16 protein-coding genes are annotated in these 14,753 nt (G+C 69.1%); 5 read left to right on the top strand and 11 right to left on the bottom strand.

The window, feature by feature from the left end:
* Positions 1–183 (bottom strand): FecR/PupR family sigma factor regulator (locus DMC18_RS20560; protein ID WP_146218151.1); only part of this gene is annotated, 183 nt, incomplete at its 3' end.
* Positions 180–719: an RNA polymerase sigma factor gene (locus DMC18_RS20555; protein ID WP_158285953.1), complete on the bottom strand. Its 540-nt coding sequence runs from the start codon at positions 717–719 to the stop codon at positions 180–182. The genes DMC18_RS20555 and DMC18_RS20560, both read right to left, overlap by 4 nt.
* Positions 720–970: 251 nt before the next feature.
* On the opposite strand from DMC18_RS20555, the gene DMC18_RS20550 reads away from it, so the two are divergent.
* The 4 genes from DMC18_RS20550 to DMC18_RS20535 all read left to right on the top strand — a co-directional run bounded on the left by DMC18_RS20550 (position 971) and on the right by DMC18_RS20535 (position 6,393).
* On the top strand, positions 971–3,268 hold the full coding sequence (locus tag DMC18_RS20550) for a TonB-dependent receptor (protein ID WP_110120389.1): 2,298 nt from the start codon (positions 971–973) through the stop codon (positions 3,266–3,268).
* 29 nt (positions 3,269–3,297) lie between these two features.
* Positions 3,298–4,644 (top strand): M20/M25/M40 family metallo-hydrolase, encoded by a 1,347-nt coding sequence (locus DMC18_RS20545; RefSeq protein ID WP_110120388.1) that lies wholly within the window; start codon positions 3,298–3,300, stop codon positions 4,642–4,644.
* 214 nt (positions 4,645–4,858) lie between these two features.
* Entirely contained in the window at positions 4,859–6,202 is a 1,344-nt protein-coding gene (locus tag DMC18_RS20540; protein WP_110120392.1) for an LLM class flavin-dependent oxidoreductase, read from the top strand.
* Positions 6,203–6,204: 2 nt separating this feature from the next.
* Positions 6,205–6,393 (top strand): hypothetical protein, encoded by a 189-nt coding sequence (locus DMC18_RS20535; RefSeq protein WP_110120387.1) that lies wholly within the window; start codon positions 6,205–6,207, stop codon positions 6,391–6,393.
* Here the strand turns inward: DMC18_RS20535 and DMC18_RS20530 are convergent.
* The 5 genes from DMC18_RS20530 to DMC18_RS20510 are packed head-to-tail and all read right to left on the bottom strand — an operon-like array spanning position 6,390 to position 9,242.
* A complete protein-coding gene (locus DMC18_RS20530; RefSeq protein ID WP_110120386.1) occupies positions 6,390–6,977 on the bottom strand; it encodes a PepSY-associated TM helix domain-containing protein in 588 nt (195 codons plus the stop codon). The two genes, DMC18_RS20535 and DMC18_RS20530, sit on opposite strands and share 4 nt — an antisense overlap.
* A gap of 4 nt (positions 6,978–6,981) precedes the next feature.
* Positions 6,982–7,533, bottom strand: coding sequence for a PepSY-associated TM helix domain-containing protein (locus DMC18_RS20525; protein WP_146218149.1), 552 nt, complete (start codon positions 7,531–7,533; stop codon positions 6,982–6,984).
* A gap of 37 nt (positions 7,534–7,570) precedes the next feature.
* Positions 7,571–8,371 (bottom strand): SDR family NAD(P)-dependent oxidoreductase, encoded by an 801-nt coding sequence (locus tag DMC18_RS20520; protein WP_110120384.1) that lies wholly within the window; start codon positions 8,369–8,371, stop codon positions 7,571–7,573.
* A complete protein-coding gene (locus DMC18_RS20515; protein WP_110120383.1) occupies positions 8,368–8,922 on the bottom strand; it encodes a cupin domain-containing protein in 555 nt (184 codons plus the stop codon). Before DMC18_RS20515 ends, DMC18_RS20520 begins: the two co-directional genes overlap by 4 nt.
* Positions 8,919–9,242, bottom strand: a complete 324-nt coding sequence (locus DMC18_RS20510; protein WP_110120382.1) for a 2Fe-2S iron-sulfur cluster-binding protein — start codon at positions 9,240–9,242, stop codon at positions 8,919–8,921. Before DMC18_RS20510 ends, DMC18_RS20515 begins: the two co-directional genes overlap by 4 nt.
* Before the next feature lie 169 nt (positions 9,243–9,411).
* Between DMC18_RS20510 and DMC18_RS20505 the strand changes: the two genes are divergently transcribed.
* A complete protein-coding gene (locus tag DMC18_RS20505) occupies positions 9,412–10,020 on the top strand; it encodes an NAD(P)-dependent oxidoreductase (RefSeq protein WP_110120381.1) in 609 nt (202 codons plus the stop codon).
* Positions 10,021–10,062: 42 nt separating this feature from the next.
* Here DMC18_RS20505 and DMC18_RS20500 read toward each other — a convergent pair whose 3' ends face one another.
* The 4 genes from DMC18_RS20500 to DMC18_RS20485 form a co-directional block, all read right to left on the bottom strand.
* A complete protein-coding gene (locus DMC18_RS20500) occupies positions 10,063–12,204 on the bottom strand; it encodes a TonB-dependent receptor (RefSeq protein ID WP_110120380.1) in 2,142 nt (713 codons plus the stop codon).
* Between the two features lie 182 nt (positions 12,205–12,386).
* Complete coding sequence (locus DMC18_RS20495) at positions 12,387–12,602, bottom strand: hypothetical protein (RefSeq protein ID WP_110120391.1); 216 nt, start codon at positions 12,600–12,602, stop codon at positions 12,387–12,389.
* 5 nt (positions 12,603–12,607) lie between these two features.
* The gene (locus DMC18_RS20490; RefSeq protein WP_110133264.1) at positions 12,608–14,194 is read right to left on the bottom strand and encodes an NAD(P)/FAD-dependent oxidoreductase; all 1,587 of its coding nucleotides are present in this window, start codon (positions 14,192–14,194) and stop codon (positions 12,608–12,610) included.
* A gap of 11 nt (positions 14,195–14,205) precedes the next feature.
* On the bottom strand, positions 14,206–14,753 hold a 548-nt coding region (locus DMC18_RS20485; protein ID WP_110133263.1), incomplete at its 5' end, for an SDR family NAD(P)-dependent oxidoreductase.

The raw sequence follows: 14,753 nt of genomic DNA, 5'->3' as shown, positions 1-14,753 counted from the left end.
CGCCTCGACCTCCGCCATGGCGGCATAGGCCTCGACATGTTCGGGGTCGGCTTCCAGCCAAGCGGTCAGGGCCGCCTCGTCGGCCGGGCTCCAGCCCGGCGCGCGCCGGCGCTCATACCAGGCGGCCGCCGCGTCATAGAGGTCGGCCAGACCCTCGTCGGGCGTATGGGACGCGGGCGTCATGGACGGCGAACCCGTCGGGTCAGATGGGCCATGGCCCGTCGCACGTCCTTCTCAACGGTGCTGATCGACACCCCCAGAGCGTCGGCGATGGCCTGATGCCGCAGTCCGTCGATCCGGTAAAGCAGGAAGACGTGCCGGGTGCGCTCGGGCAGGTCGGCCAGGGCCCGGCGGACCTCCGTCAGGGTCTCGCGGTCGATCAGGGTCTGCTCGGGGGTGGCCGGCGCCTGCGAGGCGGCGGCCTCCTCAATCTCGGGGACCGCCAGGCGGCGCACCTGCTGGCGGCGCGCGCGGTCGCGGATCAGGTTGGCGGCCGTCTGGAAAAGGTAGGAGTCCAGCCGCTCGACGCGCTCGTCGGGCGGGCTGCGGGCGAAGCGCAGGAAGACCTCGTGCACCAGGTCGTCGACATCGGCCCCGCCGCCGACGCGCAGGGCGATGAACCGCCGCAGCACGCCTTCGTGCCGCCGCACGACCTGGTCGATGTCGTCCGATCGGAACTGGCCGAAAGCCGCCTGACCCAAACTCGATTGTCCGGACACCCCGTACTCCCGCCACCGGGAGGACCGGCTAAGCGAACTTGGCCGCCTGGCGACGAGCGAACCACCCCAGGCCTCGCAGTTTCCCATCCGCGCCGCCCATTTCATCAGCAGGCGCCCAAATTGCGCGCAGCCTGACCAGAGCCGCGCCTTCGCGCCGAAGGGCGAAGAAAGTCGCAAGGGCAAACGCCCCTCGCCCGTCTTGCGGCCCGGAACCGAGCTCACGGCCGGTCCTCAACGAAGGGGATAAGAACATGAACCGCACCGCTCTTTGCACGCTTCGCCGCGCGGCCCTGGCCACCAGCGCGCTCGCCAGCCTGGTCGCCGCCGGGGCCCACGCCCAGGAGGTCGAAAAGGTCCAGCCCGACGTGGCCGTCGACGAGATCATCGTCACCGCCCTGAAGCGCTCGACCAGCCTGCAGGAGACGCCGCTCAGCATCTCGGCCGTCGGCGAGACCCAGCTGAGCCGCATCGGCGCGACCGGCATCAACGACTATTTCCGCCAGGTGCCGAACCTGGCGCTGGACGGCGGCACGCCGTCGAACCGTCGCATCACCCTGCGCGGCGTGCGCAGCGCCGGTGAAGCCACCACCGGCCTCTATTACGACGAGACGCCGCTGACCGGCCCGACCGGCACCACCCAGGACGCCGGCTCGACCACGCCGGACATCAACCTGTTCGACGTCGAGCGCGTCGAGGTGCTGCGCGGCCCGCAGGGCACGCTGTACGGCTCGGGCTCGATGGGCGGCACCCTGCGGGTGATCTTCAACAAGGCCGACACCAACGACTACGCCGGGGCGGTCGAGGCCCAGGCGACGACCACCAAGGGCGGCGAAGGCGGCTTCTACGGCAAGGGCATGGTCAATGTGCCGCTGATCCAGGACAAGCTGGGCGCGCGCCTGGTGCTCTATCGCGAAGAGCGCGGCGGCTATGTCGACAGCGTTCCGCTGAATAAGCAGGACATCAACGGCTCGACCGCCAGCGGCGGCCGCCTGATGTTCACCTTCACCCCGACCGAGGACCTGACCCTGCGCGCCACGGCGGCCCTGCAGAACGAGGACGTGGACGGCCAGTCGAGCTGGTCGGCCGCCGCCGGCCGCTACAAGTCCGACCGCAAGACCATCGCCCAGAGCAACTCCAAGCTGGCGCTCTACAACGTCACCGCCGAGTGGGACCTGCACTTCGCGACGCTGACGGCGACCTCCTCCTACTACAAGTGGAAGATGCTGCGGAACAGCGACTGGACCAACAACATCGCCAACAACCGCACCAGCAGCGCCGCCTGCGGCCGCTATTTCGGCCTGTCGGGCACGACCTGCTCCAGCGCCCAGCTGAGCCAGTACACCGCCTGGGCGGACTCGCGCGGCCCCGCCGTCTCCTGGCAGCCGATGAGCCTGGAAACCTGGACGCATGAAGTGCGGATGGCCGGCAGCCTGTTCGAGGACAAGCTCGATTGGACCGGCGGCGTCTATTACGAGACCCGCAAGGACCACGTCGACAGCATCCAGACCCGGGCCGACGCCACGACCGGCATGGCCGTCACGCCGTTCGACGCCCTGGGCGCGCGCTACATCGACAACGACGTCAAGCAGACCGCCTTCTTCGGCGAGCTGTCCTATCACGTCACCGACGCCCTGACGGTGACCGGCGGCGCTCGTCGCTTCGACTACGACAAGACCGTCTCGGGCGCGGTGACCATCGGCAACGTCATCTCCAACTCGCCGGTCACGGCCTTCAGCCAGGTGGACGCCAGCGCCAAGGGCTGGGTCGAGCGGGTCAACGTCAACTACGAGTTCAGCAAGTCGCTGATGGTCTACGCCCAGGCCTCGAAGGGCTTCCGCCCCGGCGGCGCCAACAACATCCCGGGCCTGACCAGCGGCCTGGTGGCCTTCCAGCCCGACAGCCTGTGGAACTATGAGGCCGGCGTGAAGAGCGACTGGTTCGACCGTCGCCTGACCGTGAACATGTCGGCCTACCAGATCGACTGGGACAACATCCAGGTTCAGGCCCAGGCGAACGTCGGCGCGAACTTCTTCATCATCACCAACGCCGGCGCGGCCCGCATCCGCGGCCTGGAGCTGGAGACCACCCTGCGCCCGATGACCGGCCTAACCCTGAGCAGCGCCATCGGCGTGTCGGACGCAAAGCTGACCGAGGACATGACCAACTCGTCGGTGACGGTGTCGGGCTCGACCGGCCTGCGCGGCGACCGCCTGCCCTTCGTGCCGAAGTTCAGCGGCTCGCTGAACGCCGACTACACCTGGCCGGTGGCCGACGGGATGAACGGCCTCGTCCACCTGGACGCCAGCTACACCGGCGGCACGGCCTCGCAGTTCCGTCCGACATACGTCTATTACGAGAAGGTCCCGGCCTACACGGTCGTGGGCGCTCGAGTGGGCGTCGAGGGCGAGGGCTGGGGCGCCTACGCCTTCGCCCAGAACCTGACCAACTCGGTCGGCCCGGTCTCGATCACCTCGGCCGCCGGCGCGCTGGACCAGGTCGTCAGCCTGACGCCCCGCACCCTGGGCGTGATGGTCCGCCGCACCTTCTGATCCCCTTTCATCAGTACCGAGATTATCCCATGAAACATCGCATGATCCCGGCGGCTTTCCTGGCCGTCCTTTGCGCCGGCGCAGCCGCTTCCGCGCTCGCCCAGGCGCCGGCCAAGCCGCCGGCCCAGGTCGACTTCGGCAACGTCCGCCCGCCGGCCCCGACCTCGCCCTTCACCAAGCAGGCCAAGGTCCTGCTGGCGAGCAAGGGCTTCAAGACCGCCAAGGCGACCCTGGCCGCCGGCTACGACCAGACCGTGGCCGACATCGTCACCCTGACCGAGATCCCGGCCCCGCCCTTCGGCGAGACCGAGAAGGGCAAGGCCTATCTGGCCATGCTCGCCAAGGAGGGCCTGACCGAGCTTGAGACCGACGCGGCCGGCAACGTCATGGGCCTGCGCAAGGGCACGGGCGGCGGCGGCCTGCTGGTGGTGGCCGCCCACCTCGACACCGTGTTTCCTGCCGGCACCGACACCAAGGTCCGCCGCGACGGCGACAAGCTGTACGCCCCCGGCATCGGCGACGACACCGTGGGCCTGGGCTCGATCCTGGCCATACTGCGCGCCATCAACGCCGCCGGCATCCAGACCAAGAGCGACATCCTGTTCGTCGGCGACGTCGGCGAGGAAGGCCCGGGCGACCTGCGCGGCATGAAGGAGCTGTTCCTCAAGGGCCGCTACAAGGACAGGATCGACGCCTTCATCTCGCTGGAGCCCAGCGGCCCCACCGTGATCGTCAACGGCGGCGTCGGGTCCAAGCGCTACAAGACCACCTTCAAGGGTCCGGGCGGCCACAGCATGGGCGACTTCGGCACGGTGAACCCCGCCTACGCCCTGGCCGACGCCGCCCGCCAGTTCGGCCAGCTGAAGGTCCCCGAGGATCCCCGCACGGTCTACAACATCGGCCTGCTGGAGGGCGGCACCTCGGTCAACTCGATCCCGTTCGCGGTGTCGATGACGGTAGACATGCGCTCGTCGGGCAAGGCCGAGCTGAAGGCCGTGGAAGACGCCTATCTGGCCATCCTGCCCAAGGCCGTCGAGGCCGAGAACGCCGCCCGCTCCACCAAGCGCGGCGTGATCAGCCTGGACAACAAGATGGTCGGTGACCGTCCGGTGGGCGAGACCGCGATCACCACGCCGTTCGTGCAGCAGCTGGCCGCCGTCGGCGACGCCCTGGGCAAGCCGATGGGCTATGTGGCCGGCTCGACCGACGCCAACATCCCGATGAGCCTGGGCAAGCCGGCGGTGACGCTGGGCGCGGGCTTCGTCACCTTCCGCGGCCACTCGCTGGAGGAAGGCATGGAGGTCAACAAGGACCGCGACGTCGAGAGCATCGCCACCACCATGGCGCAGATCCTGATGGTCGCCGGCGCGCACTAGCCGGGTCGGACGTTCGGCGGCGCGCCTCGCCGCCGAACGTCTCGCACTTCCAGACCCAGTAATTCTGATCCCGCCTGAAGATAAGGCGACGGAAAGCCTGGAATCCCAAGGCGGATCACTGCCGTTGAACGGCTCGAATACGGCTCATGAGAAGAGCTGATTTTTCGGACTTCATGCCCGTCGCTAAGGCTGCGACGACAACATGGAGGCGATCATGACCAATGACGCGAAGCGCCAACTGAAACTCGGCGCGATCCTGGCCGGCGTCGGCACCGACCACACCCGCTGGCGTGATCCCGACCTGGCCGGCGACGCCAGCATCGACATCGACTGGTACATCGACAACGCCAGGCTGGCCGAGGCGGCCAAGTTCGACCTGGTGTTCATCGTCGACAGCCCGTTCATCACCCCCGACACCGCGCCGCACTTCCTCAACCGGCTGGAGCCTCTCACCTTGCTTTCGGCGGTGGCGGTCTCGACCTCGAAGATCGGCCTCGTCGGCACCCTGACCACCTCGTACTGGGAGCCCTACAACGTGGCCCGCCAGTTCGGCTCGCTGGACCACATCAGCAAGGGTCGGGCCGGCTGGAACGTGGTGACCACGGGCCTCGAAGGCGCCTCGCGCAACTACGGCCGCGACGAGCACTTCGACCACGCGGTGCGCTACGAGCGGGCCGGCGAGTTCGTCGACGTCGTCCAGGGTCTGTGGGACAGCTATGAGGACGACGCCTTCCCGCGCGACAAGGCCGCCGGGGTCTTCCTCGACAAGACCAAGCAGCATGCGCTGAACCACAAGGGCAAGCACTTCTCGGTGGCCGGACCGCTGGCCCTGAGCCGCTCCAAACAGGGCCAGCCGGTGATCTTCCAGGCCGGGGTCAGCGGCGCGGGCCGCGACCTGGGCGCCCGCATCGCCGAGGGCGTGTTCGCCGGCGTCGACACCTTCGAGGACGCGGTGGAATACTACGCCGACCTCAAGGCCCGCGCGGCGGCCCAGGGCCGCGATCCCGACCACATCAGCGTGCTGCCGGGCATCGCCCCGATCATCGCCGACACCGACGAGGAAGCCCAGGCCATCGCCGAGGCCCGGGCCGGCAGCCGCGAGATCGACAAGCTGCTCGTCGAACTGGGCCGCGCCTTCGGTTACCACGACTTCAAGCAGTATCCGCTGGATGGTCCGTTCCCGGACGTCAGCCAGCTCAGCCTCAACAGCTACAAGGGCCATGCCGAGCGCATCGTCCGCACCGCCCAGGCCGAAAAACTGACGGTGCGCCAGACGGCCGAGCGCTTCGGCCGCTGGAAAGCCAACTTCGTCGGCTCGCCCCAGACCGTCGCCGACGAGATCGAGCGCTGGTTCGTCGGACGCGCCGTCGACGGCTTCATCTTCCACGTCACCGGTCCGCGCGACTTCGCCCGCTTCCGCGAGCAGGTGGTGCCGCTGCTGCAGGCTAAGGGCCTGTTCCGCACCGAGTACGAGCACGACACCCTGCGCGGCCATCTGGGCCTGCCGGTTCCCGAGAACCGCTGGACGCACGCGCCCGGCCGGATCGCGGCGGAATAGCCGTGCCCGCCCCTCTCGACGACGTCGTCGCGCCGGACGCGAACGCCAGGCCTGCTGTTCGCCGTTCGCGGCCGGACATCGGCCTGGCCGAAAGGCATGGCGCGCCGGCGCCCATCCTCGAGCTGATCGCGCTCGACGTCGCCGACGCGCCCTGGTCCGCCGCCAGGTTCGGGGAGGCGAGCGCGGTCTAGCCCCAGAACACCTCCCTGCGGCCCATGGCCCAACGGCGTCGGGCCATGTCGAGATAGAGCCAGATTCCGGTGACGCAGAGGGTCAGCAGGGAAAGCCCCGTCGCCAGGATCAACAGCTTGCCCGCCAGGCCGCCGATCGCGCCGGAATGGAAGCGTTGCAGCAGGGTGTTGAGCCGCACGGCGGCCTGGGCCTCGGCCGCGCCCCTCACCCGGGCGCCGCTGAGGGCGTCGACCGTGATCCGCTCGGCGTGCTGGCCCGATCCCAGGGTGACGTCGGCCAGGGTCTTGCCGTCGCGTTCGTAGAGGCGGATCTCGGCGCCGGTCAGTTGGGCGTCGGGTAGCAGGTCGGCGGCCGCGCGCAGGGCCGTGGCGGCCATGCGGTCGAGGTCCCTAGGCGACGGGATCGGACGGTCCCCCGCCCGTTGCGCTTCGGTGCGAACCGGGCCGCCCTGCCCGCCTCCGGCGCCGAACACGGCCGGATTGGCGAACTCGTTGACGGCGATGATCGAGCCGGTGGCGACGAGATAGGCCACGAAGACCATCGCCCCTGTGCCGACCCAGCGGTGGATCGTCTTGACGAGCATGCGGTCACGCCTTCCAGAACAGGCCGGGACGCCCCAGGCGCCGGCGCTTGAGCAGCAGGTCGACGTACATCCAGACGCCGCTGATGGTCAGGAACAGGAAGCTTAAGCCCCCCAGCACGCTGAGAAACTGGCCCGGCAGTCCCAGGATGTTGCCCCGGTGCAGGCGCTCGAGCAGCACGTGCAGCTTGATGCGGAATTGCAGGTAGGCGCCGGACGCCCGGCGAGGCGGTTCGGCGACGACGCGGGTGGTCGCCGGGCCTTTCGAGGCCTGCGCCGCCAGCAGGCGCGGCGCGCCCTGGGCCTGGCCGATCTTGACGACGATCTCGGTGGGCGACGCGGTCGTGGCGACGGCCTGGCGCGCTCCCTCAGCCGCCACGGCGACCATGGTTTCCAGCGGTAGTTCGGCCTGCGGCGGCGGGGTTGGGAAGTGGGGCTCGGTCAGCAGGTCGAGCATCAGGGCCAGACCCGTGACCGCGATCCAGGTCAGGACCAGCATGGCGCCGGCGGCGATCCAGCGGTGATAGGTGCGCAGGCGCGCGACCAACGGCTTCTTCAAAGGGCCTCCCCTCGTTTCTTGTTCTTGCCCCACACGCCTAGCCGCCGTCGGAGATCACCGTGCCGCCGTCGGCGACCAGCACTTGTCCTGTGATGAAGCTCGCGGCGGGACTGGCCAGGAACAGCGCCGCCGCGGCGATCTCGGACGGATCGGCCGCCCGGCGCAGCGGCGTGGCGCCCAGGCGCTTGGCCGCCGCCTCGGGGCTCGACAGGATCGCCGAGGCCCAGCTGGTGGCGGTCAGGCCTGGGGCCAGGGCGTTGCAGCGCACGCCGGCCGGACCAAACTCTACGGCCAGGTTGCGGGCCAGTTGCATCAGGGCGGCCTTGGTCAGGCCGTAGACGCCCAGGGCGCGGTTGCCGCGCAGGCCGGCGATCGAAGACGTCAGCACGATCGAGCCGCCGCCCCGCGCCGCCATGGCCGGAGCGACCAGCGAGCAGAGCCGTACGGCGTGACGCAGGTTGATGTCGAACATCGCCTCGTAGACGGCGTCGGGCGCCTCAGTCAGCGAGCCCGTGTGCAGCGAGACGCCGGCGTTGCAGACCAGCACGTCGATCGGTCCGCAACGGGCCTCGGCCTCGGTGACGAGCGCCGCCAGTTGCTCAGGATCGGCGACGTCGCAGACCACCGCCTCGACCGTCAGCCCCTCGCCGGCCAGTTCGTTCTTGGCGCCGGCGCAGTCATCGGCGCTTTCGCTCGATATCACGACCCGCGCCCCGGCCTGGGCGAAGAGGCGCGCCATGGCGAGACCGATGCCCCGGGTCGAGCCGGTGATCAGAGCCGTCTTGCCGGACAGGCCGAAAAGCCCCTGAAGGACCTGGTTGGAAGCGCCAGCGGTCATCGCGCCTCCTCGCTGTCGGCCTGGTCGACCAGCACGAAGGCGACGCGGCAATTGCCGTTGCCCCGATTGGACCATGCGTGATTGGTGCCGCGCTGGACCACGACGTCGCCCGCCCTCAGCACCGTCTCCTCGCGATCGAGGATCAGCACCAGCTCGCCCTCCAGGATCAGGGCGTAGTCGATGGAGCGGGTGCGGTGCATCAGCGGATGCGGCGCGGCCGGGTCGAGCGCGGTCAGGGCGTGAGCGCCGCCGATCTGCGCGAACTGGGCCTGGGCGGCCTCAAGGGTCATCGCTTGCGTCTCGGGCGGGATGTCCATGATCCGGATGCGGGTGCCGCGGGTCGGCGGCGCCAGGGTCAGGCGGCCTTCCGGCGTCGGCTCACGGAAGGCCGCGCCCCAGGCCGGATCCTCGGTGCGCCAGATCTCGTGGAACACCGGCCCGTCCGCGCCGATGCGGCGGGTCAGGGCGGGACCGGCGTCCTGCTGGATCACCGAGCGTCCCTGGGCGTCGTGGCCGGTGACGACCCGGCGGGGCGGCGGTCGCGCGGTCATCCGTACTGGCTCTCAGGGGTGGTGGCGACCAAGCCGTCGAGAGCGTCGGTGACGATGATCTGGCAGGCCAGGCGAGAGGTCTCGCGGCGATGGTCCGAGAAGTCGAGCAGGTCGGCCTCGCCGCCTTCGGGCGCGCCGACCAGGGCGAAGCCGGCTTCGTCGAGATAGATGTGACAGGTGCCGCAGGACAGCGCCCCGCCGCACTCGGCCAGGATGTCGGGCACGTTGGCGCGCACGGCCGCCTCCATCAGCGAAGCGCCCGCGCGGGCTTCGATCTCGCGGCGCACGCCCCGCGCGTCGATGAAGGTGATCCTCGGCATCGTCCCTCCCCTCCGGCGCTGCGGCCGGTTCTTCTCGTTCCCTTGAAAGGCTGCGCGCAGCGAAGGGTCAAATCGCCTGATCCGATAGCTGGCGGCCAGGAAAGCGATGCGCGGCGAGCAACGGGCAAAGGCTAGGCTGGCGGTTCACCAAGACGAGGGAGACGAAACCATGAAGGTCGCCTTGCTGGGCGCCACGGGCGCGGCGGGATCGAGGATCCTGCAGGAGCTTTCCGACCGGGGACACACGGTCGCGGCGCTGTCGCGCCATCCGGAGAAGACGCCGACGCTGCCCCGCGTGAACGCCCGGGCGCTGGACGCCGCCGACATCGACGCGACCACGCAGGCCATACGCGGATCGGACGCCGTGGCCAGCGCCCTGAAGTTCACCTCGGTCGACACGGCCGGGCTGATCGAGGCCGTGCGGCGGGCGGGGGTGAAGCGCTACGTCGTGGTCGGCGGCGCGGGCAGCCTGTGGGTGTCGCCCGGTGTGCGCGAGGTCGACGGGCCGGGCTTCCCCGAGCATGTGAAGCCGGAGGCGCGGGCCGGCTGGGCCTTCCTGGAGCAGCTGCGGGCCAGCGACCTGGACTGGACCTTCTTCAGCCCGTCACGGGTCTTCACGCCCGGCGAACGCACCGGCACGTTCCGACTGGGAACGGACCACCTGATCTTCGACGCCGACGGCAAGAGCGCCATCTCGTTCGAGGACTACGCCGTGGCCCTGGTCGATGAACTGGAAACGCCGCGCCACGTGCGGGCGCGGTTCACAGCGGGCTACTGATCGACAAGTTGGGCGGCCCGGGATCCGGGCCGCCCTTCCCTTTTAGAACTTGGCGGTCAGGACCAAGCCGTAGGTCCGCGGATTGCCGATCACGCCGTAGACGTTGACCGGACCGGCGGTGTTGGCCTGCTCCAGCACGGCCTTGTTGCCGATGTTGTTGACATAGGCCCCGATCGACCACTTGCCGTCGGGCTCGTCATAGGTCACCCGGGCGTTGGCCAGGGTGTAGGACTTGGCCAGCGAGTTGTTGAACCGCAGCAGGTCCACGAAGTAGCTCGACTTCCACTGGGCGTCGAGGTGGGCGGTGACCGCCGCCCCGCTGGCCAGGTCGAAGCGGTGCTCGTAAGCGCCCGTCACCGTCCAGCGCGGGGTGCGCGGCAGGGGCCGGCCGGTAAGGTCGGTCATGGTGCAGGTCGTGCCCGAGCACGAGGTGGCCACCGAGGCGTTGCCGAAGCTGCTTTCCTGCCACGAGACGCTGCCGTCGAAGCGGTCGGCGCCGGTCAGCAGGTAACTGCCTTCCAGCTCGACGCCGTAGACCTTGGTCTTGCCCGGCACATTGGCCGTCAGGAAGGTCGGGACCAGGCCGACATAGTAGTAATAGGACAGCTGGTAGCCGGTGTAGTCGTAGTAGTAGGCGGCCGCGTTCACCTGCAGACGGTTGTCGAGGAAGCGGTTCTTGCTGCCGAGCTCGTAGGCGGTGATCTCCTCGGGTCCGTAGGTGATACCGCTGGCGTTGACGCCGCCGCCCTTGATGCCGGTCGAGACCGATCCGTAGACCAGCGAGCGGGCCGCCAGGTCGAACTCGGCGCCAGCCTTCCAGGTCAGCTTGCTGTAGCTGTTGGTCACCGCGCCGGCCGAGGTCAGCCCGCCCGCGGCGTAGGACGCCTGGGTGCCGCTGCTGTTGAGAGCGTCGACCTCGTCCTTGGTGTAGCGCAGGCCGCCGGTCAGGCGCAGGCGGTAGTTCAGCGGCACGATCACCTGGCCGAAGGCGGCCGAGGTCTTGCTGACGTTGCGGTCGAACGAGCGAACCTCGTCGAAGGTGTAGTTGATCCGGAACTGACCCGAACCGTCGTACTTCAGGTAGAAGGCGCCCAGCACCCACGAGATCGGCGAGGTCGCCGGCGAGGCCAGGCGGATCTCGGCGCTGTCCTGCTTGGCCGGCAGGGTGTCCTTCTCCCAGGTGCCCGAGAATGGTTGGAGATAGGTGCGCTCGAAGTCCTGGTGGCCGAGGATCGCCGTCAGCCGCGCCCACGACAGGTCCCAGTCGGCCTGGCCGCGCAAGGTGGTGTTCTTCATGCTGTAGTCGGCGTCGCAATTGGGATTGCAGTAGACGGCGGCGCCGGCCGGGATGGTGTAGAGGCTGCCGTAGGACGGGGCGGTCCACGGGTCGCTGCGGCTGCTGGTCGGCAGCAGCACGTTGCCCGAGCCCTGGCCGCCGGCCTGCTGGCGCTCGGCCGACAGGATGAAGCGCAGATCGTCGCTGGCCGCGATCAGCAGCTTGGCGCGGGCGAACTTCTCGTCGGCGTCGTTGAGGCCGTTGGACAGGTAGCCGTCGTGCGAGTTGCTGCCGCCGACCACCCGCAGCGCGACCTTGTCGCCGAGCGGCAGGTTGATCACGCCTTCGGTACGCAGGGCGTCGTAGTTGCCGACCTGGAGACTGGCCCCGCCCGAGAACTCGCCCAGCACCGGATTGCGGTAGAGCACGTTGACCGCGCCGGCGTTGGCGTTGCGGCCGTAGAGCGTGCCCTGCGGTCCGCGCAGCACTTCCACCCGCTCGACGTCGGCCATGGCCACGCCGGTCAGTTCGTTGCGCTGCTGGACGACGCCATCGTAGCTGACCGTCACCGGCGAGGTCGGCAGGTCGAGCGCGCCGCGCGCGCCGATGCCGCGGATGTAGAAGCTGGCGCCGGTGTTGGCCTGCTGGATCTGGACGCTGGGGATCAGGGCGATGGCGTCCTTGATCCCGGTCACGCCCTGCTTCTGAAGGGCCTCGCCGCTGATGGCGCTGACGGCCAGCGGCGTCTTCTGCAAGGTCGTCTCACGCTTTTCGGCGGTGACCACGACCTCGGTCAGCTGGGTCCCGTCATCAGCCCCTGGGGCCTTGGCGGCCCCTTGGGCATGGGCCGCGCCGGCGGCAGCGAGCAGAACGCCAAGGGCCGCACCGGCCCGCAAAGCGACTTTCATCGAAGTCCCTCCCTCTATGCATGACGCCGTCTTCGAGCGCGGCGTTGGCAGGGAGGCTGGGGGCTGGAGCCCCTTAAGGTCAAAGCGATTGGAGGGGTACCAGCCATCGGCGAAGGCGGGGTATGTTTCAATCGAGTAACAGCGGTCTCGGGGAGAGCCAAAGCCCTCCCCGTCATCCCGTCTCAGGCCTTGCTGGACTTGCGGAACAGCAGGGTCAGCAGGAAGAGCACCGTCTTGGCGTCGAGCAGCTTCAGGGCCGCCCTCGCCTCTTCCGGCCTCAGCTTGGCGGTCATCGGCATGGCGCCGAAGATCTTGCCCTTGATGACCAGGTCGTCGCCGTCGCGGGCGATCGAGGAGACGGCCATCAGCTCCTTGTTGGTCGCGTCGTAGATCTTCATGGCGCTCACCGGCTCACGGTCTTGTCGAAGTCGATGCGAAGATCGTCGAACATCTTGATCGCCGTGGCCCGGCCCGCGCCGTAGACGCCGCCGCCCGGATGCTGGAACGGCCCGACCAGATAGAGCCGGTCGACGCCCGGGACGGTGTAGTTGCCCAGGTCCGGCGTCGGACGGTGGGCGACGGTCTGGTACATGAAGGGCGCGGCGCCATGCATGTCGCCGTTGACGAAGCTGTTGGGCGAACTGCGCTCCATGTCGAGCGGCGACCAGTGGGTGGCGGCTATGATGTTGTCGGCCGTCAGGCTGGGCGTGAACTTCTGGTAGAAGCTGAGGTTCTTGGCCGCCACCTCGTCCTTGATCTCGTCCCAGCGCGAGGGGCCGCCGTCGGCCAGGTCGTAGGGCGACATGGTGATGGCGTGCCAGATGCCGCCGCCGGGCGGCGCGCGGCTGGGGTCGGCGTGGGTCTCGTCGCCGCCGCCGGTGAGCGGCCGGGCCGGCAGGCGACGACGGCGCAGGGCGTCGAAATCGTCGAGCAGGTCGTCCAGCCGGTCGAAGGTGAAATACTCCAGCATGGTCGCCGTCTGCACCTCGGGACCGGCGTAGAGGGTCGACTGCTTCTTCAGGTCGTAGTGGCTGACGAACAGGCTGAAGGTCGAGGTGTTGACCCGCTCGGCGCGCTTGAGCACCGGTTCGGCCACGCCCTCGACGAACTGGCGCAGGCGATGGGGGTGGATGGCGCCGATGACGCCGTCCTTGGCGAAGACCTGCTCGCCGTCGGAAAGCTCCAGGCCCGTGGCCTTGCCGCCCGAGACGATGACCCGCGAGACCTCGGCGTCGCAGCGGATCTCGGCGCCGTAGTGCTCCAGGCATCGTACCAGCGCGTCGGTCAGGCCGCCGCTGCCGCCGACCGGCTGGGAGACGCCGTAGGTGTGGATGATGCCCGGCATCAGATAGATGCCCATGCCGGTGCCCAGCTCGTCGGGCAGCTGCAGGTTCTCGGTCACCAGCTTCAGCAGGTGGATCTTGACCCGGTCGTTCTCGAAGGCGTTGTCGATGATGTCGAGCGAGCTGCGGCTCATGGCGTCGAGCATCTCGCGGCCTTCCTCGCTCTGGTCGAGCATGGCGATGAAGGCGCCCATCGGGAACGGTGGGGCGTACAGCCCCGACACGAACATGGGCAGCATCTGCATGCTGCGCAGGGCGAAGGCGCGGTAGGTCTCGGCGTCCTTCTCGGAATAGCGGGCGATCTGCTGGCAGGACCGGTCGAGGTCCTTGTAGGTGATCAGCGTCTCCTGGTCGTGGAAGATGCTGGCGTAGGGCACGTCCGAGTAGTTGTACTTCAGGCCGAACTTGCTGAAGAGGCCCAGCTCGTCGTTGGTCAGCAGCGGGTTGCCCTGGATCATGATGTGGCAGGACGAGTGCAGGTCGTGGCGATAGCCGGGCGAGTTGATCTCCCGCGTCACCACCCCGCCGCCGGGGAACGGCTGGCGTTCGAGGATCAGCACCTTCTTGCCGGCCTTGGCCAGGTAGGCGGCGGTCGTCAGGCCGTTGTGGCCCGCGCCCATGACGACGACGTCGTAGGTCTTGCTCATGTGATGGTTCCTTAGGCCCAGAGGCTCTGGAGGCGTTCGAAGCCGGGCACGTGGATGGCGGTGCCGCCGTCGACGACGAGGTTGTGGCCGGTGACGTAGCGGGCCTCGTCGGAGGCCAGGAAGGCGACGGCGGCGGCGATGTCGCGCGCCTCGCCCAGGTACGGCGTCAGGGTCTCGGCTTCGACGGCCTGGCGGTGACTGTCGGGGATGTGGGCGGCGACGGCCGGCGTCAGGGTCAGGCCCGGCGAGACGGCGTTGCAGCGGATCCCCCTGCGGCCGTGCGAGGCGGCGATCGAGCGGGTCAGTTGCAGCACGGCCGCCTTGGAGGCCCCGTAGGCGACCTGGACGATGTTGCCTTGCAGGCCAAGGTTCGAGGCGGTGTTGACGATCGAACCGCCGCCGGCCGCGACCATGTGCGGGATCACGGCCTTGCACATCAGGGCCGTGCCGCGGACGTTGACCAGCAAGGCCCGCGTCCAGACCTCGGTCGAGGTGGTCTCGACATCGCCGTCGAAGCCGGGGCTCATCTCGGGGGCCAGGTCGGCGGCGTTGTTGTGCA

Origin of the sequence: Caulobacter sp. D5 (assembly GCF_003185805.1) — a bacterium.
Classification (GTDB): domain Bacteria; phylum Pseudomonadota; class Alphaproteobacteria; order Caulobacterales; family Caulobacteraceae; genus Caulobacter.
Note: the sequence above shows the minus strand (reverse complement) of the source record. Positions and strands in the feature narration are given on the sequence as shown.

What these genes read in the sequence shown, in the direction of transcription:
- DMC18_RS20495 (WP_110120391.1), bottom strand. Translation starts at nt 12,602, where the DNA reads ATGAAGATCTACGACGCGACCAACAAGGAGCTGATGGCCGTCTCCTCG.
- DMC18_RS20510 (WP_110120382.1), bottom strand. Translation starts at nt 9,242, where the DNA reads ATGCCGAGGATCACCTTCATCGACGCGCGGGGCGTGCGCCGCGAGATC.
- DMC18_RS20545 (WP_110120388.1), top strand. Translation starts at nt 3,298, where the DNA reads ATGAAACATCGCATGATCCCGGCGGCTTTCCTGGCCGTCCTTTGCGCC.
- DMC18_RS20500 (WP_110120380.1), bottom strand. Translation starts at nt 12,204, where the DNA reads ATGAAAGTCGCTTTGCGGGCCGGTGCGGCCCTTGGCGTTCTGCTCGCT.
- DMC18_RS20530 (WP_110120386.1), bottom strand. Translation starts at nt 6,977, where the DNA reads ATGCTCGTCAAGACGATCCACCGCTGGGTCGGCACAGGGGCGATGGTC.
- DMC18_RS20550 (WP_110120389.1), top strand. Translation starts at nt 971, where the DNA reads ATGAACCGCACCGCTCTTTGCACGCTTCGCCGCGCGGCCCTGGCCACC.
- DMC18_RS20540 (WP_110120392.1), top strand. Translation starts at nt 4,859, where the DNA reads ATGACCAATGACGCGAAGCGCCAACTGAAACTCGGCGCGATCCTGGCC.
- DMC18_RS20505 (WP_110120381.1), top strand. Translation starts at nt 9,412, where the DNA reads ATGAAGGTCGCCTTGCTGGGCGCCACGGGCGCGGCGGGATCGAGGATC.
- DMC18_RS20520 (WP_110120384.1), bottom strand. Translation starts at nt 8,371, where the DNA reads ATGACCGCTGGCGCTTCCAACCAGGTCCTTCAGGGGCTTTTCGGCCTG.
- DMC18_RS20515 (WP_110120383.1), bottom strand. Translation starts at nt 8,922, where the DNA reads ATGACCGCGCGACCGCCGCCCCGCCGGGTCGTCACCGGCCACGACGCC.
- DMC18_RS20490 (WP_110133264.1), bottom strand. Translation starts at nt 14,194, where the DNA reads ATGAGCAAGACCTACGACGTCGTCGTCATGGGCGCGGGCCACAACGGC.